The organism is Nocardia sp. NPDC051981 (assembly GCF_040680715.1).
Taxonomy (GTDB): Bacteria; Actinomycetota; Actinomycetes; order Mycobacteriales; family Mycobacteriaceae; genus Nocardia.
The window spans coordinates 354,859-373,679 of record NZ_JBFAXK010000003.1 but is presented as its reverse complement, the minus strand read 5'-3'; the positions used below and the strand labels follow the sequence as shown (position 1 = coordinate 373,679).

The 18,821-nt window shown below is 69.0% G+C and carries 17 protein-coding genes; 13 read left to right on the top strand and 4 right to left on the bottom strand.

The genetic code is table 11. The features are described 5' to 3' along the window. Positions 1-47 precede the first annotated feature (47 nt). From AB0L60_RS08780 to AB0L60_RS08760, 5 genes are all read left to right on the top strand, one after another. Positions 48-1,022 carry a sugar ABC transporter permease gene (locus AB0L60_RS08780; protein ID WP_364609412.1) on the top strand — a complete coding sequence of 325 codons (975 nt, stop codon included), beginning with the start codon at positions 48-50 and terminating at the stop codon, positions 1,020-1,022. A gap of 77 nt (positions 1,023-1,099) precedes the next feature. Further along, complete coding sequence (locus tag AB0L60_RS08775) at positions 1,100-1,921, top strand: carbohydrate ABC transporter permease (protein ID WP_364609761.1); 822 nt, start codon at positions 1,100-1,102, stop codon at positions 1,919-1,921. Between the two features lie 136 nt (positions 1,922-2,057). Further along, positions 2,058-4,346, top strand: a complete 2,289-nt coding sequence (locus AB0L60_RS08770) for a transglycosylase domain-containing protein (protein WP_364609409.1) — start codon at positions 2,058-2,060, stop codon at positions 4,344-4,346. Between the two features lie 241 nt (positions 4,347-4,587). Then, a complete protein-coding gene (locus AB0L60_RS08765) occupies positions 4,588-5,043 on the top strand; it encodes an effector binding domain-containing protein (RefSeq protein ID WP_354841042.1) in 456 nt (151 codons plus the stop codon). A gap of 7 nt (positions 5,044-5,050) precedes the next feature. Then, entirely contained in the window at positions 5,051-5,476 is a 426-nt protein-coding gene (locus tag AB0L60_RS08760) for a GyrI-like domain-containing protein (RefSeq protein ID WP_354841040.1), read from the top strand. Between the two features lie 60 nt (positions 5,477-5,536). Here AB0L60_RS08760 and AB0L60_RS08755 read toward each other — a convergent pair whose 3' ends face one another. Together AB0L60_RS08755 and AB0L60_RS08750 are read right to left on the bottom strand one after the other, a co-directional pair. Next, on the bottom strand, positions 5,537-6,634 hold the full coding sequence (locus AB0L60_RS08755) for an inositol-3-phosphate synthase (protein ID WP_364609404.1): 1,098 nt from the start codon (positions 6,632-6,634) through the stop codon (positions 5,537-5,539). After that, on the bottom strand, positions 6,627-7,184 hold the full coding sequence (locus AB0L60_RS08750) for a PadR family transcriptional regulator (RefSeq protein WP_040862623.1): 558 nt from the start codon (positions 7,182-7,184) through the stop codon (positions 6,627-6,629). The genes AB0L60_RS08755 and AB0L60_RS08750 overlap by 8 nt, the downstream gene beginning before the upstream one ends. Positions 7,185-7,331: 147 nt before the next feature. Here AB0L60_RS08750 and AB0L60_RS08745 point away from each other — a divergent pair, with 147 nt between their 5' ends. From AB0L60_RS08745 to AB0L60_RS08735, 3 genes are all read left to right on the top strand, one after another. Then, positions 7,332-7,745: a DUF5318 domain-containing protein gene (locus AB0L60_RS08745; protein WP_354841034.1), complete on the top strand. Its 414-nt coding sequence runs from the start codon at positions 7,332-7,334 to the stop codon at positions 7,743-7,745. A gap of 300 nt (positions 7,746-8,045) precedes the next feature. Further along, positions 8,046-10,709 (top strand): transglycosylase domain-containing protein, encoded by a 2,664-nt coding sequence (locus AB0L60_RS08740; protein ID WP_364609400.1) that lies wholly within the window; start codon positions 8,046-8,048, stop codon positions 10,707-10,709. Between the two features lie 126 nt (positions 10,710-10,835). Next, complete coding sequence (locus AB0L60_RS08735) at positions 10,836-12,416, top strand: glycosyltransferase 87 family protein (RefSeq protein WP_364609757.1); 1,581 nt, start codon at positions 10,836-10,838, stop codon at positions 12,414-12,416. On the opposite strand, the gene AB0L60_RS08730 is transcribed toward AB0L60_RS08735, so the two are convergent. Next, positions 12,413-13,975, bottom strand: a complete 1,563-nt coding sequence (locus AB0L60_RS08730; protein WP_364609397.1) for a TerD family protein — start codon at positions 13,973-13,975, stop codon at positions 12,413-12,415. The genes AB0L60_RS08735 and AB0L60_RS08730 overlap by 4 nt on opposite strands. A 119-nt stretch (positions 13,976-14,094) precedes the next feature. Here AB0L60_RS08730 and AB0L60_RS08725 point away from each other — a divergent pair, with 119 nt between their 5' ends. The 5 genes from AB0L60_RS08725 to AB0L60_RS08705 all read left to right on the top strand — a co-directional run bounded on the left by AB0L60_RS08725 (position 14,095) and on the right by AB0L60_RS08705 (position 18,016). Beyond that, positions 14,095-14,835 (top strand): hypothetical protein, encoded by a 741-nt coding sequence (locus tag AB0L60_RS08725; RefSeq protein ID WP_364609394.1) that lies wholly within the window; start codon positions 14,095-14,097, stop codon positions 14,833-14,835. A gap of 80 nt (positions 14,836-14,915) precedes the next feature. Next, positions 14,916-15,917, top strand: a complete 1,002-nt coding sequence (gene dhaK / locus AB0L60_RS08720; RefSeq protein WP_364609391.1) for a dihydroxyacetone kinase subunit DhaK — start codon at positions 14,916-14,918, stop codon at positions 15,915-15,917. Continuing rightward, entirely contained in the window at positions 15,917-16,534 is a 618-nt protein-coding gene (dhaL, locus tag AB0L60_RS08715) for a dihydroxyacetone kinase subunit DhaL (protein WP_364609754.1), read from the top strand. Before dhaK ends, dhaL begins: the two co-directional genes overlap by 1 nt. Then, a complete protein-coding gene (dhaM, locus tag AB0L60_RS08710) occupies positions 16,531-17,277 on the top strand; it encodes a dihydroxyacetone kinase phosphoryl donor subunit DhaM (protein WP_364609388.1) in 747 nt (248 codons plus the stop codon). Before dhaL ends, dhaM begins: the two co-directional genes overlap by 4 nt. Beyond that, positions 17,258-18,016 carry an isocitrate lyase/phosphoenolpyruvate mutase family protein gene (locus AB0L60_RS08705; protein ID WP_364609751.1) on the top strand — a complete coding sequence of 253 codons (759 nt, stop codon included), beginning with the start codon at positions 17,258-17,260 and terminating at the stop codon, positions 18,014-18,016. The genes dhaM and AB0L60_RS08705 overlap by 20 nt, the downstream gene beginning before the upstream one ends. Here the strand turns inward: AB0L60_RS08705 and AB0L60_RS08700 are convergent, their stop codons facing one another. After that, a complete protein-coding gene (locus tag AB0L60_RS08700; protein ID WP_364609748.1) occupies positions 18,017-18,820 on the bottom strand; it encodes an HAD family hydrolase in 804 nt (267 codons plus the stop codon). Between the last annotated feature and the right edge of the window lies 1 nt (position 18,821).

Below are 18,821 nucleotides of genomic sequence, written 5' to 3'. Positions count from 1 at the left end.
CGGGAGCGACCGATGTCGCGCCGCCACCCGACCTGACGGAACAAGCAATGCGAAACGAACAGCCACGACCGAAACGCCGCGGGGCCGCCCTCGGGGTTTCGGCACGGGCGTGGCTGTTCGTCACGCCGGTGCTGCTCGCACTGACGGTCGTCATCGGGTATCCGGTGGGCCGGGCGGTGTGGATGTCCTTCCAGAAGGACGCGGGCCTGGACAAGTCCACCGGCATGTTCGTCGAAGGCGGCAGCGCCGGATTCGGCAACTACAGCCACTGGCTGCTGCAGCAGTGCACCAACTCGCTCGGCGAGACCGTGTCCTGCCCGCCCGGCAACACCGGCTCCCAGTTCTGGGCCGCCGTCGGGGTCACGCTGCTGTTCACCGTGGTCACGGTGGCGCTCGAGACCACCATCGGCCTGGGCATGGCGGTCATCATGGGCAAGACCTTCAAGGGCCGCGCGCTGCTGCGCGCCGCTGTGCTGATCCCCTGGGCCATCCCGACCGCGGTCACAGCGCGGTTGTGGGAGTTCATGTTCCAGTACAACGGCGTGGTGAACCGGGTGCTCGGCACCCACATCCTGTGGACCGCCGACGCCTGGCCCGCCCGCTTCGCGGTCATCATCGCCGACGTGTGGAAGACCACCCCGTTCATGGCGCTGCTGATTCTGGCCGGCCTGCAGGTGATCCCGGAGGACGTCTACGAGGCCGCCCGGGTCGACGGCGCGTCCGCCTGGCAGCGCTTCGTCAACATCACGCTGCCGCTGCTGAAACCCGCTCTGCTGGTGGCGATCCTGTTCCGCACCATGGACGCGCTGCGCCTGTACGACCTGCCCGCCATCATGACGCGGAACCTGGCCGCCACCCGCACCGTCTCGATGCTGGTGACGGAATCGAAATCGTTGCCCAACAGCGCCTCCGCGCTGTCGGTCATCACCTTCCTGCTCATCTTCACCGTCGCGTTCTTCCTGGTGAAGGTGCTGGGGGCGAACGCCGTTCGCACCCAGGAAGAGCAGCGGGAGGCGCACTGATGAGCATCGAACTCACGAAGGATGTCGTGGCCGAGCCGAAAAAGCCGATCCGGCAGTCGGTTTCGTGGACCAAACGCTTGGCCTCCGGGCGCGTGTACGTGGGCGCGCTGATCGTGCTGGTGTGGGGGCTCGGCCCCTTCTACTGGATGGTCGTCACCGCCCTGCGCGATCCGGCCTACACCTTCGACAACACCCCTTGGCCCACCCACGTCACCCTCGATAACTTCCGCAACGCCTTCGACACCAGTCGCGGCAACAACTTCGGCCGGGCCCTGGTCAACAGTGTGATCATCGGCAGCGCCACCACGGCGGCCGCGCTGATCCTCGGCGTGATGGCGGCCTACGCGCTGGCGCGGCTGACCTTCAAGGGCAAGTACCTGGTGTCCGGGCTGGTCCTCTCGGCCTCCATGTTCCCGGCCGTCGTGCTGGTGACGCCACTGTTCCAGCTGTTCACCAATATCGGCTGGATCGGTCAGTACCAGGCCATGATCATCCCGAACATCTCGTTCGTGCTGCCCATGACGGTGTACATCCTGGCCTCGTTCTTCGCCGAACTGCCATGGGAATTGGAGGAGGCCGCCCGCATCGACGGCGCGTCCCGCTTCCAGGCGTTCCGGCTGATCATGCTGCCGCTGGCCGCGCCGGCGGTGTTCACCACCGCGATCCTGGCGTTCATCGCCGCGGTCAACGAGTACCTGCTGGCCTCCCTGCTCTCCAGCGACAAGACCGAACCCGTGACCAAGGCGATCGCCCGCTTCTCCGGCAATGATCCGCTGGTGCCGCCGTACACCGCGATCATGGCCGCGGGCACCATCGTCACCATCCCGCTGGTCATCATGGTGCTGCTGTTCCAGCGCCGCATCATCTCCGGACTCACCGCCGGCGGCGTCAAGAGCTGAGTGTTCGGGTAGGTGGTTCGGGGCCGTTGTCCCCGAATCACTTACCCGCTCCGTCCGGGCGCGTCGATTAGCATTGGTCCCGCCGCGCGGGGTGGTCGCGGCCGTCTCGAAAGCTTTGTCGACGCTCCGGAAGGAGATGCTCGTGAGCTCGTCCCGCAGCAGGCGGCGCGGAAGATCCGGGTCATCGACCGGCACCGCCGGGGCGTCATCGACCAGCACCGCAGGGTGGGACGAGCTGGCCACCGCGGCCGCGTATCGACAGCGTCCGCACGCGCACAGCCGGCCCCGGCGCCGCCCGAAACCGCCCCGGGATCCCGACCAGCCCGAACCCGCGCCGAAACCACCCCGCACCCGCGGGCAGCGCATCCGGCGGCTGCTGCTGGCGCTGTTCCTGGTCCTGGTGATCATGCCGACCACCCTGCTGGGCATCGCCTACTGGAGCGCCGAGATCCCGGACCCGGATACGGTGCAGACCAACCAGATCGCCACCGTCCTCGGCTCCGACGGCACCACGGTGATCGCGAAGGTCGTTCCGCCGCAAGGAAATCGGGTGCCGGTGCCGCTGTCCGAGGTGCCACTGCCGGTGCGCCGGGCCGTGCTGTCGGCCGAGGACCGCAATTTCTACCGCAATCCGGGCTTCTCCACCTCCGCGTTCCTGCGCGCGGCCCGCGACAACCTGCTCGGCCGCGACGACGCGGGCGGCGGCTCCACCATTACCCAGCAGTATGTGAAGAACGCCTTCCTGACTTCGGAACGCACGCTGAGCCGCAAGATGCGCGAACTCATCATCTCCGCGAAGATGGCCCGCGAATGGAGCAAGGACGACATCCTCGCGGCCTACCTCAACACCATCTACTACGGTCGCGGCGCCTACGGCATCTCGGCCGCGGCCAAGGCGTACTTCGGCAAACCCGCACCCGAACTGACCCTGGCCGAGGGCGCGGTCCTGGCCTCGGTGATCCGCACGCCCTCGCTGCTGGATCCGGAGACCCACCTCGATCAGCTGCGCGCACGCTGGGGATACGTCCTCGACGGCATGGTCGAGATGGGGGTACTGAACCGCGACGACCGCGCCGCGACCCAGTTTCCGGCCATCGTCCCGGTCGCCCAGGTCGACGACAGCACCCCGCACGGCCCCGAGGGGCTGATCCGTGCGCAGGTCCTGCGCGAACTGCGCGCCTCCGGCATCAGCGAACGCGAGCTGAATACCGGTGCGCTGCAGATCATCACGACCATCGACGCGAAAGCACAGCAGGCCGCGCTGAACGCGGTCGGCAAGGTACTGGGCGGGCAGCCGGGCGAACTACGCACCGCCGTGGTGTCGATCGACCCGCGCTCGGGGGCGGTGCGCGCCTACTACGGCGGACCCGACGGCACCGGCTTCGATTTCGCGCAGGCCCCGCTGCAAACCGGTTCGGCCTTCAAGACTTTCGCCGTGCTGGCCGCACTCGAGCAGGGCATTTCCCTGTCGTACCGGCTCGACAGCGCACCCCTGACCGTCAATGGGGAGAAGATCCAGAATGTGGACGGCGAGTCCTGCGGCATCTGCTCGCTCGGCGAAGCGTTCGAGCGCTCCCTCAACACCAGCTTCTACCGGCTGGCCCAATCCCTGTTCGAGGGCCCGAAAGCCATTGCGAACGCGGCACATCAGGCCGGCATCCCCGACCAGATCCCGGGCGTGCCCGGCAAGACCCTCACCGAGGACGACGGCGGCCCGCCGCTACCCGCCATCGTGCTGGGCGCCTACTCGGTGCGCCCCATCGACATGGCCTCGGCCTACGCCACCCTCGCCGCCTCCGGCATCTACCGCGCCCCCTATTTCGTCCAGAAGGTGGTGACCGGCGACGGGCGCGTCCTCCTCGACCGCGGCGCCGACCCGAACAAACCCGAACAGCGCATCCAGTCCTCGATCGCCGACACCGTCACCCAGGCCATGCTCCCCATCGCCGCCTACTCCAACGGCCACACCCTGGCCGGCGGCCGCCCCTCGGCCGCCAAGACCGGCACCACCCAGCTCGGCGACACCGGCCAGAACAAGGACGCCTGGATGGTCGGCTACACCCCCACCCTCTCCACCGCCGTCTGGATGGGAACCGAACAGTCCCAGCCCATCCGTACCGCCCGCGGCGCCCCCATCTACGGCGCCGGCCTCCCCGCCGACCTGTGGAAACAAACCATGGACGCCGCCCTCGACGGCACCCCCATCGACCAATTCCCCAACCCCACCCCCAACTCCAGTCCCAACCTGATCCCCAACCAGCCCCCGGACCCCACCTCCGTAACACCTCCCAGCAACGGCAATTACGACATCCTCAACCCACCCACCCCGTCCCCCCAACAGCAACCGGTCCTCGTCATCCCCCCGGCCCCCACCCCCAAACAGGTAGAAATCTTCCCCGGCCTCAGCGTCCCCGTCCCGGGCTGAACTTCCCCGCCTGCCCCACCGCCACGAAATAAATTGCGCCCCTGGCATACGTCTGCGAGGCATCGCGCCCGGGGTCGCAGGCTTCCCGTTGATCATGTTTCGCGCCTCCTTGCCCATCTCCGTGCGGCCGCGGATATTGTGGAAGCCGCCACCGGATTCAGCGACTCCGAATGCCGGTGGCAGGATGCGGGTTGGGAGCAGGGTGGGGTCGGAGACAGCACGAGACATAGGGGCGACGCCGGTGGAATTCAATGTCGTTGAACGCCACGAAACGCTGGTAGCCGGAACGGTGCTACGCAGTCCGGCACTCGCGGTCGAAGGGCCGCGCCGCGCGAAGGTCGAGGAGGCTTGGAAACGTAATCTGGCACGCGATCTGCCCGGCCCGCCGGCGACCGCCTATGTGGATCACGCACCCGAGATCGGTTCGTATCTGACACATATCGTGGGCTACGAATGCAACAAGGCGGACGACCTATTGCCCGGCGATGTACTCGCCCGTATCCCGGCCGGAAAATTCGCCCGCTTCAATCGCACTGGCGACAATCTCGGCGACACCATCGTGTCGATCTGGCGCACGGTCTGGGACCTGGAGGCGGCCGGCACCCTGGTGCGCGCCTACACCGGGGATTTCGAGCACTATCCGGACAACCGGACGGTGGAGGTTTTCGTCGCGCTGGATCTGAGCGCGGAGGGGTAGGGGAGCTGTGGACTTCGAAATCGTCACCCTGGATGAGTTCCTGGTCGGCGGGCTGACCATTCCCCTGGCGGGCCGCGAGGTCACCGCCCGCGACCTGGACCTGGTCAACTTCACCTGGGACCGCTACCTGGCCCGCGAGAAGAGCGTCGAACGCGTCGCGGCCTACATCGGCCAGAACGACCACGCGGTAGCCGTTCTGGGATACGAGCTTTCGAGCATGGCCGACCTCGACACCGGCGATGTGATGACCCGTATCCCGTCCGGCCGCTACGCGAAATTCGTAGTCTCCGACAAGCCTTACGACCTGCTGCGCACCGCGTGGGCGAAGGTCGCCAAGGCCGAGAACGCGGGCACCATCACCCGCTCCCACACCGCGGAGATCGAGCGCTACACCGGCCCCACCTCGGTCGAGGTCTACGTCTCCCTCGACTGACGTCGAACGACGAAGGGCGGCATCGCGATTCGCGATGCCGCCCTTTGCGTTGCGGGGTTGCTACTCGGCCCCGATGATGAACGCCTCGAGCTGGGCCCGGGCGACGTCGTCGGCGAGCTGCTTCGGCGGGGACTTCATCAGGTAGGCCGACGCCGGGAGGACCGGGCCGCCGATGCCGCGGTCGCGGGCGATCTTGGCCGCGCGCACGGCGTCGATGATGATGCCGGCCGAGTTCGGCGAGTCCCACACCTCGAGCTTGTACTCCAGATTCAGCGGCACGTCGCCGAAGGCGCGACCCTCGAGCCGGACGTAGGCCCACTTGCGGTCGTCGAGCCACTCGACGTAGTCCGACGGGCCGATGTGCACGTTGCGGTCGTACACCTTGCCCGAGAGCGGGCCCTCGAGGTTGGAGGTCACGGCCTGGGTCTTGGAGACCTTCTTGGACTCCAGCCGCTCGCGCTCGAGCATGTTCTTGAAGTCCATGTTGCCGCCGACATTGAGCTGGTAGGTGCGGTCCAGCACGACGCCGCGGTCCTCGAACAGCTTGGCCATCACGCGGTGGGTGATGGTCGCGCCGACCTGGGACTTGATGTCGTCACCGACGATCGGCACGCCGGCGTCGACGAACTTCTGGGCCCACTCCGGATCGGAGGCGATGAACACCGGCAGCGCGTTGACGAAGGCCACACCCGCGTCGATGGCGCACTGGGCGTAGAACTTGTCGGCCTCTTCGGAGCCGACCGGGAGGTAGGAGACGAGGACGTCGACCTTGGCATCCTTCAGCGTCTTGACGACGTCGACCGGCTCGGCCTCGGACAGCTCGATGGTCTGCGCGTAGTACTTGCCGATGCCGTCCAGCGTCGGACCGCGCTGCACGGTGATGCCCGACGGCGGCACGTCGGAGATCTTGATGGTGTTGTTCTCGCTGGCGAAGATCGCGTCGGACAGGTCGAAGCCGACCTTCTTGGCGTCGACATCGAACGCGGCGACGAACTTCACGTCGCGGACGTGGTAGGGACCGAACTTCACATGCATAAGCCCGGGAACGGTCGAATTCTCGTCCGCGTCCTTGTAGTACTGCACGCCCTGAACCAGGGAAGATGCGCAGTTACCCACGCCGACGATGGCCACCCGAACTTCGGTGTTGATCTCACTCATGGCCGATATTTCCCTCTTTCTGTGGTGCCGCCTTCGTCGATTGCTCCGCAGCAATCAACTCGTTGAGCCAGCGCACTTCGCGCTCGCTTGATTCGAGACCGAGTTGATGGAGCTGGCGGGTATAGCGGTCCAGTTGCCCGCTGGCGCGTTTTATCGCTTCCCGCAGTCCTTCTCGGCGCTCCTCGACCTGCCTCCGCCGCCCCTCCAGGATTCGCATCCGCGCTTCCGCGGGGGTGCGGCCGAAGAAGGCCAGATGAACGCCGAAGCCGTCGTCGGTGTAGTTCTGTGGTCCGGTGTCGGCGAGCAGTTCGGCGAACCGCTCCCGCCCGGTGTCGGTCAGGTTGTAGACCCGCCGCGCACGGCGCGTTGCCAAGCCCTGCGGACTCTCCTCCGCGATGAGGCCGTCGGACTGCATGCGCCGCAGGGTCGGATACAGCGACCCGTAGGAGAAGGCCCGGAACGGGCCCAGCAGACCGGTGAGCCGCTTGCGCAACTCGTAGCCGTGCATCGGTGATTCGAGGAGCAGCCCGAGGATTGCCAACTCGAGCACGGGCTTCACCTCCTGACTGTGCTGTTCAGATCTAACCGATGGATGCAGTTCCAAACTATATCGCGCCGATATATTTTGCACGCGCCAGTTCCAGGGAGGCGGAACAGCACGTGCGGGCTCCGGGGGCCCGCAAGTACTCTGGGTCCCGTGCGAATACAGCGGCAGGTGGTGGACTATGCGCTCCGGCGCCGGTCCCTGCTGGCCGACGTCTACGCGGGCCGGGTGGACGTCGCCGAAGTGTGCGATGCGAATCCGTACCTATTGCGTGCGGCGAAGTTCCATGGGCGGGGGAGCGAGGTCACATGCCCTATCTGCAGGAAGGAGCAGCTGACTCTCGTATCGTGGGTCTACGGCGACGGGCTCGGTCCTGTCGCGGGCTCCGCCCGCACGCCGGAGGAACTGGTCCGGTTGGCCGAGACTCGGGAAGAGTTCTCGGTGCATGTGGTCGAGGTGTGCCGGACCTGTAGCTGGAACCATCTGGTGCAGTCCTATGTGCTGGGGCTGGCCCCGGCGCCGACACGCCGCCGGCGCACGAGCGCCAGGCGCACGGCCGCCGAGTGAGAGGCCACGTCGACTGCTGAACAGCGGGCAGAGCCTGCCCGCCGCGGTGCACGCGCGTGACCGCATCGAGCCACCCGGACCGTATCGACCTAGTTATTGGAGAGCCAGGCTGTGACATCGCCCTATGACGACGGACCGCACGGCGGCCGCCCCCGTGGCGGTTCGCAACCCGGCCCCGGTGGCTACCCGCCGCAAGCGCAGGGAGGTGGAGCGAGACCGGCAGGACCGCCGCCTGGGGCACGTCAGCCCGCGGGACGTCCCGCGCCGGGGAATGGTGTCCCGCAGCGCGGACCCGGTGGTATGCCACCGCGCGGACCCAACGGGCAGCCGCAGCGCGGACCCGCGCCGCAGGGCGGTCAGCCGCCGCGGCGTCCGGGGCCGCCGCCCCAGCGTCCCGGCAATCCGGATGCGGCACGCAGGCTTCCCAATCCTGGCAATTCCGGCCCGAACGAGCGGGTGAATACCGGAGCGCGCCAGGCGGTTCCGAATCACATCTCGCGGGCGGCCACCTCCGACCGCACCCAGCGGATCGACGATCGTGCGGTGCGCTCCGGCGCGGGCACCGGGACCCGGCCGCGCCCGGCCGAGGACCGCACCCGGCCGCCGTCGGGCGCGCAGCCCACGACCCGGCGCGCGCAGGGCGGCACCCCCTCGGGTCCGCCGCCGCGGCGACCCGGTGGCGGCTCCGGCGGAGGCGGCGGCAAGGGCGGCAAGGGCTCCCGCAAGACCTCGTATTGGCGGCTGGCCCGGCGCCTGGTCTACATCGGTATGGCGCTGGTGCTCGGGCTGGCGAGTTCGGTGTTCCTGTACGCGTATTCGACGGTGAACGTGCCGCAGCCCGGCGACCTGAAGAACAATCAGGTGGCCACCATGTTCATGAACGACGGCAGTTCGGTGCTGGCCAAAGTCATTCCGCCGGAGGGCAACCGCACCGATGTGACGATCGACCAGATTCCGCCGCACGTGCGCAATGCCGTGATCGCCGCGGAGGACCGCTCCTTCTACACCAACCCGGGCTTCTCCATTCAGGGCTTCGGCCGCGCGTTCGTCGGTCAGCTCACCGGCAACACCGACGCCGGTGGTGGTTCGACGATCACCCAGCAGTACGTGAAGAACGCGATGGTCGGTAACGAGCACTCGCTGACCCGTAAGCTGCGCGAGCTGGTGATCTCGGCCAAGATGGCCAAGCAGTGGTCCAAGGATCAGATCCTGGCCGCGTACCTGAACACCATCTACTTCGGCCGCGGCGCCTACGGTATCGACGCGGCGTCCAAGGCGTACTTCGACAAGAAGGTCCAAGACCTGTCGGTGGCCGAGGGCGCGGTGCTGGCCGCGACCATCCAGCAGCCGTCGAACCTGGATCCGGAGAAGAATCCGCAAGGGGCGCAGGCACGCTGGAAGTACGTGCTGGACGGCATGGTCGACGGCGGTAACCTGCCCGCGACGGACCGCGCCAACATGCAGTACCCCACCGTGATTCCCGCGGTGCAGGCGCAGAAGGACAAGACGCTGGACTCCGGTCCGGAAGGCCTGATCAAGACCCAGGTGCTCAAGGAGCTCGAGGCCGCCGGCATCACCGAGCACGATCTGAACACCGAGGGCCTGCAGATCACCACGACCATCGATCCCAAGGCACAGCAGGCGGCGGTGGACGCGGTCACCAAGGTGATGGACGGCGAACCCGACAAGCTGCGCGCCGCGCTGTCGTCGGTGGATCCGAAGACCGGTGCGGTGCGCGCCTATTACGGCGGCTCCGACGGCCAGGGCCTGGACTACGCGAATCAGGGTCTGCCGCCGGGCTCCTCGTTCAAGGTGTTCGGCCTGGCCGAGAACCTGGAGATGGGCAAGCCGCTCTCGACGCTGTACGACTCCTCGCCGGTCACCGTGCACGGCATCACGATCACCAACGTCGAGGGCGAGCAGTGCGGTATGTGCACCATCGCCGAGGCGCTCAAGCGCTCGTTGAACACCAGCTTCTACCGCATGGAGCTGGACATGCCGGGCAACGGCCCGCAGAAGATCGCCGACATGGCGCACAAGCTCGGTATCCCGGACACCATTCCGGGCGTGGGCAAGACGCTGGTCGAGCCGGACGGCAGCCCGCCCAACAACGGCATCGTGCTGGGCCAGTACCGGGTGCGCACGCTGGACATGGCCTCCGCGTACGCCACCCTGGCCGCCTCGGGCATGTATCACGCGCCGCACTTCGTGCAGAAGGTCGTCGCCTCCGACGGCACCGTGCTGCTGGATCGCGGCGAGACCGCGGGTGAGCAGCGGGTCTCGGCGGCGGTGGCGGACAACGTGACCGACGCGATGAAGCCCATCGCGGCGTGGTCGCGCAGCCACCAGCTCGCCGGCGGCCGCCTCTCGGCCACCAAGACCGGTACCAACCAGAAGGACGGCAGCAACGAGAACCGCGACGCCTGGATGGTGGGCTTCACCCCGTCGCTGTCGACCGCGGTCTGGGTGGGTACCGATCAGGGTGACGCGCTGCGCAATGCCAACGGCGGCATGATCTACGGCTCGGGTCTGCCGGCCGACATCTGGAAGGCCACCATGGACGGCGCCCTCAAGGGCACCCCCAACGAGAACTTCCCGAAGCCGGGCGTGATCGGCGGTCAGGCCGGTGTGCCGTCGTGGTCGGCGCCGTACACCGCGACCTCGACCACCGAGCAGCCGGTGGCGCCGCCGGTGATCACCACCAGCCAGATGCCGATTCCGGGTCTGCCGTGGTCGATTCCGGTTCCGGGGCTGGCGCCGAATCCACAGAACCAGCGGCAATCCCAGCCGGAGACCCAGGACCAGGGCAATGGCAACGGGAACGGGAACGGCAATGGGACCGGTCCGATGCCGGGTCAGCCGGTGGCGCCGGCCGACGGTTCGACACCGACGACCGCACCGAATGGCGGCTATGGAAACGGCAATGGGACCGGCAACGGCAACGGACGGCAGCAGACTCGGTAGCCTGCTGCCGTGATCGAGCAGGAACTGCTGCACCGGCCGGGCGCCTCGGGCGCGCCGGCCGGTGACGCGCTGAAGCCGGGGGAGGCAGCTGGAGTGGAACATGCTGGCGCACAGCGCGATACGCCGGTGGTCTACGAGTCGCCGGAACCGCTGGCGGCCGATCTGCGGTCGGCCGACGACCGGGACAAGCCCAGTCGCACCGATACGCTGACCGCGCAGCTCTGCGATCTGATCGGCGGGCCGGTCGGCGACCACGCGGTGATCGGCCGGGTGCGTTTCTGGACCCCCATGCGGGTGCTGATGGCGTTCGCGGTGCTGTTCCTGGCGTTCAGCTGGTTCGGCAAGGCGGGCTGCATCCAGCAGCGGCCCGACGCCAACGGCCTGATGGGCCTGGATTGGAACAACGGCCGCCAGTACATCGCCATGTGCTACTCCGACACCGTGCCGCTGTACGGGGCCGAGCATCTCAACGAGGGCGCCTTCCCGTACAAGAAACAGTGGGTGGAGTTCCCCGACGGCCGCCCGCAGGTCCGGTACATGGAGTATCCGGTGGTGTCGGGCCTGTACCAGTACGTGTCCATGGGAATCGCCAAGGCGTGGAAGCTGTCTCCGCTGCCGGGGCACAAGGCGCTCGAGGTGGTCATCTACTTCGATGTGGTGGCCATCGGACTGTCGCTGGCCTGGCTGGTGACCATCTGGGCGACGGCATTGACGGCCGGGCGGCGGGTCTGGGACGCCGCGCTGATGGCGCTGTCGCCGCTGGTGCTGGTGCATGCGTTCACCAATTTCGACACGCTGGCAACGGCTTTCGCGGCGGGCGGGCTGCTGGCCTGGGCGCGGCGGCGGCCGGTGCTGGCGGGCATACTGCTGGGCCTGGGCGGGGCGGCGAAGCTGTATCCGCTGCTGCTGCTGGGGCCGATCCTGATCCTGTGCGCCCGCGCCGAGCGACTCGGTGAGGACGAGGCGGTGTGGGGCGGCATCCGCCCGCTGCGCGCGGCGGGCGGGGCCATCGCGGCGGCGGCCATCACCTGGCTGGCGGTGAACGCGCCCATCGCGGCGCTGTACCCGAACGGCTGGTGGGAGTTCTTCCGGCTCAATACCGAACGGCATGCCGACCCGGATTCGGTCTACAACGTGATCACCTCGTTCACCGGCTGGACCGGCTTCGACGGGATACTGACCGCGCAGCAGGCGCCCACGGTGCTGAACGCGGTGTCGCTGCTGCTGTTCCTAGCGGCCTGCGCGGGCATCGGCTGGATCGGCCTGACCGCGGCGCGCCGGCCGCGCCTGGCGCAGTTGGCATTCCTGGTGGTGGCGGCGTTCCTGCTGACCAACAAGGTGTGGAGCCCGCAGTATTCGCTGTGGCTGGTGCCGCTGGCGGTGCTGGCGCTGCCGGAGCGGCGAATCCTGTTGGCGTGGATGACGATCGACGCCCTGGTCTGGGTGCCGCGCATGTTCTATTACCTGGGCCAGGACCACAAGGGCCTGCCCGAGCAGTGGTTCACCGGCACGGTGGTGCTGCGCGATCTGGCGGTGATCGGGTTGTGCGTCCTGGTGATCCGGCAGATCTACCGGCCGGATGAGGATCCGGTGCGCCGCGACGGCGCCGACGATCCGGGGGGCGGCATCGTCGACCGCGCCCCGGATCCTTCGCATGCCTGGTTGCCGCCGTTGCTGCGGCCCAGGCAGCCGATGCCGGCGCCCTAGAGGAAGCGGGCCAGTTGCGGCACCGCCTCGCCGGGGTGCTTGGCCTGGAATCCCTCACCGAGGGCCTGGAGCTTCCAGTCCGCACCCGGGGCCGGGCGATACACCTTGGCCATCGCCATAGCGGTGAAGGACATGCCGCCGGCGAGGGTGTAGCGGGCGAGTTCGGCATTGGTGGCGGCGTCGACCAGGCGGCAGTAGGCGTTGGCGATCTGCTCGAACGTGTGGCCCTTGTAGGAGGTCACGATGAACAGCAGCGTGGTGACCTGGGCCGGGACGCGGGAGAGATCGACCATGATCTCCTCGTCGTCGCCGTCGCCCTCGCCGGTCAGGTTGTCGCCCTGGTGGCGAATGGCCCCGTCCTTGGAGTTGAGGCTGCCGTAGTAGACGACATCGACGGGGCTGTGGTCGGCGAAGAGCACCACCGAGGCGTCCAGGTCCACGTCGACGGACTTATTGCCGAAGATGCCGCCGCGCTTGACCGGATCCCAGCCCAGGCCCATCTTCACGTAACCCAGTGCGCTGCCGCCTTCTTTACGCAGGTTGATGCGCTGGCCCTTGACCAGGCTGACGGCGTGGCCGACCGGCAGATCGCGGTCCTCCTGCGCCGGCCGCGAGTAACCGCCGGCCGGCGGGGGATAGTCGCCGGCGGGCTGCTGGTAGGCGGGCGGCGGCGGATACGACTGTCCCGGAGGCGGATACCCCGTGCCCGCCGGCGGCGGGTAGCCGCCCGTGGGCTGGTACTGCTCGGTCGGTGCGGGCGGCGGATAGCCGCCGGTGGGCGCGTATTGCGCGGGCGGCGGATAGCCCCCGGCCGGCGGGTACTGGTCGGTGGGCTGTGGATAACCCTGTCCCGGCGCGGGCGGCGGATAGCCGCCGGTCGGCGCGTAGTTGCCGGTGGGCGCGGGGGCCGGGTATCCGTTCGGCGCGGGCGCGAATTGTTCGGGCGCGGGCACGAATTGCTGTGGCGGGGACGTGAATTGCTGCGGCGCGGGCGCGACCTGCTCCGGGGCGGGCGGGGGCGGCGGGGCCGGGGACGGCGCGGGGGATTGCGGGGCCTCGTTCACCTGGACGCCGTGGTCAGTGACCAGCGCGGCGAATCCGCCCGCGTAGCCCTGTCCGACGGCGCGGGCCTTCCATCCGCCCTGGCGCCGGTACAACTCCAGTGCGATGACGATGGATTCGCTGCTGAGGCCCTCGATCCGGTACTCGTACAGCGCGTTTCCGGCCGCATCGCTGATCTGCGCGACCGGCACGGACAGCTGCCCGAAGCTGGCGGTGGCGTCGTCGAGGGTGATGACGGCCCGAAGCTGTTCGATATCAGCGGGAATCGCGTCCAGCGACACGGCGAGGACGGCGGGCTGACCGGGCGGGCCCGGCCGCAGGGTCACGCCGGGCCCGGAGGGTTGGTTGAAGAACACGAAATCGGCATCGGAGCGCACCGTGCCGGCGGCGGTGACCAACAGTGCGGACAGGTCGGCCGGCGCGGCCACCTGCACGCTGATCACCAGATCATGGACGCTCAGAGGGCCGTTCTGGCCCTTCACCAAAACTGCGGACAAGATCGACCCTTCGTTGTCGGTGCTGTCGTTGCCACTCTACGAGAACATGGCGACACGGACCCGCGGCGTGGGTGCGGTGGTGTCCGGGGATGCCCGGACGGCGTGGCAGTATCGGCTGGGTGAGCGACGGTGAGGTCGATCCCGCGGAAGCGCACGAACAGTATCTGCGAGCCTTCCGGCACCCCGCCGTGTCCCGAGACCAGCTGCGCGACCTGCTCGATGCCGTGAACGCCTTCCTGGACACCATCACCCCCAAACGTGGCGAGTACGTCCCCAGGGGCGGCTGGGCCCCCGAGTCCACCGCCATGGCCTTTCAGATCGGCCGCGCGGTCGAGCAGGTGCTGTCCGAGCGGGAGGACGCCGATCGGGAGCTGGTGCGCCGCCGCGATATTCGCGATCGTCTGGTGGCGGCCCTGGACGCGGTGCTGGATTGCCTGCGCACCCTGCCCGAATTGGCCGACGCCGAGGTGAAGCTGGGCACCATCTGCGTGAACGAGGGCTTCCAGGTCTACGAGGACGGGTCGGTGCGCACCACGCCCATGCAGGAGGCGGGCGCCGATGCCGGGCTGCTGGAGCGCCGCCGAGCGGAATTGGACGAGCAGATGAGGGCCGCGGTGGCCGCCCGGGCCGACCTGGTGGACGACACCACCGACCTGATCCGGGAGCGGCTCGGGGTGGCCGAGGTGGGGATTCCCTGGGTGATCCTGGCCGCCACCCGGGGCGGGCTGGACGTGTCCGAGCCGTTCGAGTTCGCGGCCGAGCACCTGCCCGACTGCGAATTGCGGGATCTGATGGTGCAGCTGGTGACCGATATCGAGCTGGCCCGCACGCTGGAGGAGCCGGCCGAGCCACAGCATTAGCCGGAATGCCACCAAAGCCGCACCGGCGGTGGGAGTCTGGCTCGCAGGGAACCGAACCGGCCTTCCGAGGGGAGAATTCGGTGAAGAAGCTCATCAATGATCCGGCCGAGGTGGTGGCTGCCGCGCTGGGCGGACTGGCCGCGGCGCATCCCGAACTGCGGGTGGATGTGAAACAGCGCATCGTGGTGCGCGGAGACGCGCCGGTTCCGGGCAAGGTGGGCCTGGTCTCGGGCGGCGGTTCCGGTCACGAGCCGCTGCACGGCGGGTTCGTCGGGCTCGGCATGCTGGACGCGGCCTGTCCGGGGGAGATCTTCACCTCGCCGGTGCCCGATCAGATCCAGGCCGCCACCGCCGCGGTGGACGCCGGGGCGGGCGTGCTGCACATCGTGAAGAACTACACCGGCGATGTCATGAACTTCGAGATGGCCGCCGAGCTGGCGGCCGCCGAGACCGGTACCGAGGTGCGGTCGGTGGTGGTGAACGACGATGTGGCCGTGCAGGACAGTCTGTACACCGCCGGGCGGCGCGGGGTGGGCGCCACGGTGGTCCTGGAGAAGATGGCGGGCGCGGCCGCCGAACAGGGCCGGCCGCTGGCGGAGGTGGCGCGCGTCGCGGAGGCGGTGAACGCGCGGTCGCGCAGCATGGGCATGGCGCTGACCTCGTGCACGGTCCCGGCGGTCGGGCATCCGACCTTCGAGCTGGGCGAGTACGAGATGGAGATCGGCGTCGGCATCCACGGCGAGCCCGGCCGGGTGCGGTTGCCGCTGGCCCCGGCGCGGGATGTGGCGCAGCTGCTGCTGGAGCCGATTCTCGCGGATCTGCCCTTCGCACAGGGTGATCGGGTGCTGTGTTTCCTCAACGGGATGGGCGGGACGCCGCTCATCGAGCTGTATGTGATGTTCGACGAGGTGTCGCAGATCCTGCGCGGGCACGGGATCCACGTCGAGCGCTCGTTGGTCGGCCCGTACATCACCTCGCTGGAAATGGCGGGCTGTTCGATCACGCTGACCAGGCTGGACGAGGAGCTGACGGCGCTGTGGGACGCGCCCGTGCGGACTCCGGCGCTGCGGTGGGGGATCTGATGGCGGCGGTGGACGCGGCCGCGTGGGTCCGCGATTTCGCGGCGCTGATCGACGAGAACGCCACCGAGCTGACCGCGCTGGACGCGGCGATCGGCGATGCCGATCACGGCACGAATATGCAGCGCGGCATGGCGGCCGCCGTTGCGGCACTGGATGATTCGACTCCGGGCAGCCCCGGGGAGATCTGCAAGCAGACCGCCATGGTGTTGATCCGCACCATCGGCGGCGCCAGCGGTCCCCTGTTCGGGACGTTCTTCCTTCGCGTCGCCGCCGCGATCGAAAGTGGTTCCGATATAGCCGATTTCGCGCGCGCGTTCCGGGCCGGGCTGGACGGTGTGATCGCGCGCGGCAAGGCCGAGCCCGGCGACAAGACCATGGTGGACGCGCTGGGACCCGCGGCCGACGCCCTCGAGCAACAAGTCGCCGGTGGCGGATCGGCACAGCAGGCTCTCGATGCCGCCGTGACCGCCGCGGAGGCCGGGCGGGACGCCACCACGCCGCTGGTCGCGCGCAAGGGGCGGGCCTCGTATCTGGGCGAACGCAGTGCGGGACACCAGGATCCGGGTGCCACCAGTGCGGCGCTGCTGGTCCGGGCCGCCGGACAGGCGCTGCGATGATCGGCCTGGTGGTGGTCTCGCACAGCCGGGCGCTGGCCGAGGCGGCGGTGGCGCTGGCCGCCGGGCTGCTGCCCGATCAGGGTGTGCCCGTCCGGATCGCGGCGGGACTGTCCGATACCGAATTCGGTACCGACGCCGTCGCTGTCGCCGAGGCGATCACCGCCGCCGATTCCGGGGACGGTGTCCTGGTGCTGCTGGATCTGGGCAGCGCGGTGCTGTCCGCCGAGACGGCGCTGGATCTGCTCGAATCCCCCGTCGCCGTGCGGCTTTCCGCCGGACCGCTGGTCGAGGGCCTGGTGTCGGCGCTGGCCGCGGCCGGTGGTGGCGGCGATCTGGACGCGGTCGCGCGGGAGGCCGGGAACGCGCTGGCTGCCAAACGCGCGCAGCTCGGCGACTCCGTCGGCACCGGTCCGGCCGGCGATCCACAGTCATCCACAGCTGTGCAGCCTGTGGATGATTCGGCGATCACCGAAATCATCGAGGTCACGAACGAACACGGCCTGCACGCCCGCCCGGCCGCCGAGCTGGTCTCGGCCCTGCGCGAGGTCGAGGCGGTGGTGGCCCTGCGCAATGCCACCACCGGCGCCGGTCCGGTCCCGGGCGACAGCCTGACCCGGGTGCTCACCCTCGGCGTGCATCCCGGCCAGCGGCTGGAAGTCAGCGCGACCGGGCCCGAAGCGGCGCGGGCGGTCGCCAAAGTCCGCGCCCTGACCGAGAATCGAGATCATGACCAGCCTCGCTGAGAAAGCCACGACGTTCCTCTCCCTGCACCAGCCCGGAAATCCGGTGATCCTGCCGACGGTCTGGGATTCCTGGTCCGCGAAGCTGGTGCAGGACGCCGGATTCGGGGCGCTCACCATCGGCAGCCACCCGCTCGCCGATTCCATGGGCAAGCCCGACCAGGAGGGCATGACCTTCGCCGATGTGCTGGGCCGGGTACGGGAGATCACCGCCACCGTAGACATTCCGGTCTCGGTCGACCTGGAGTCCGGCTACGCCGAGAAGCCCTCCCGGATCATCGAGGGCCTGCTCGAGGCGGGCGCGATCGGCTTCAACCTCGAGGACTCCGTGCACAGCGAGGGCGGGCGGCTGCGCACCCCACAGGAACATGCCGACCTGGTCGCCGAGCTGCGCGCCGCCGCGGACGCCACCGGCGTGCACGTGGTGATCAACGCCCGCACCGACGTGTTCCTGCGCCCGGACACCGGCGCTCCGGAGGAGCGGCTGGAGAGCGCCCTCACCCGGCTGCGGCTGGCCGCCGAGGCGGGTGCGGACGTGCTGTACCCGGTGGGCCGGCACGAGCCGGACGTGCAGCGCACGCTGACCTCGGAACTGCCGCTGCCGGTCAATGCGATCGGCCTGCCCGATCAGGGTTCGCCCGCCTACTTCGCCGAACTCGGCGTGGCGCGAGTCAGTTTCGGCCCGTTCCTGCAGCGCGCCCTCACCGAGGCGGCGAACACCCTGCTGGCCGGCTGGCGCTGATCAGGACCGGACCCGCAGGAAGTAGTCGAGGATCTCCTCCGCGGCGCGGATGCCCGACGCCGCGGTGACGGCCACACGCGGGTGGTTCCAGTTCCGCTGTTCCAGTTCACCGTGGCGGGGCCGGATGGCGACGTCGGCGGTGCGCAGCATCTCGGCATCGAGCGCACCGTCGCCCGCGGCCAGCAGGCGCGATTCGGGATGCAGTTCGCCGGCGTCGAGCAGGCGGCGGCGCACCTCCTGCACCGCGCGGCTCTTACAGACCGGTGCGGGCATGGTGTAGATCTTGCGGCCCTGCTGGGAGACCGTCCAGCCGCGCGGGCGGCACCAGGCGTCCCAGTCGGCGAGGAAGCCGGCGGGCACCCGCTGCGGGTCCACCACCAGGTAGCAGAACAGGTCGTCGGCCTCGCGCAGGCGCAGGGCGAAGGATTCGTCCACGCGCGCACGCAGTTCGGTGCGCACCTCGACCAGGGTGGCGCATTCGGCGCGCACCCGCGCATCCAGCGCGGAACGCCAGCGCCGGTCGGGGAGCCCGTTGCGCAGAATGGTGCCGCCATTGCTGGTGACCGCGTAGGGCAGCGGCCCGCCGGGCAGCCGGACCCGGTGGTACTGCTCGATGGTGCGGGTGGTGACCGGAACCACGGCCGCCGCCGAGGCGAGCCTGCTCAGCCGCTGCGCCGCGACGACCGTCATGTACGACAGCGGCTGTCCCTCATGGTGTTCCACGCACACCGTGTCCGGTTCGGTGTTCCCGAAGGCCGCCCGTGTGTAGATCACCGTGCGATCCAGATCCGTCGCCACCATCATC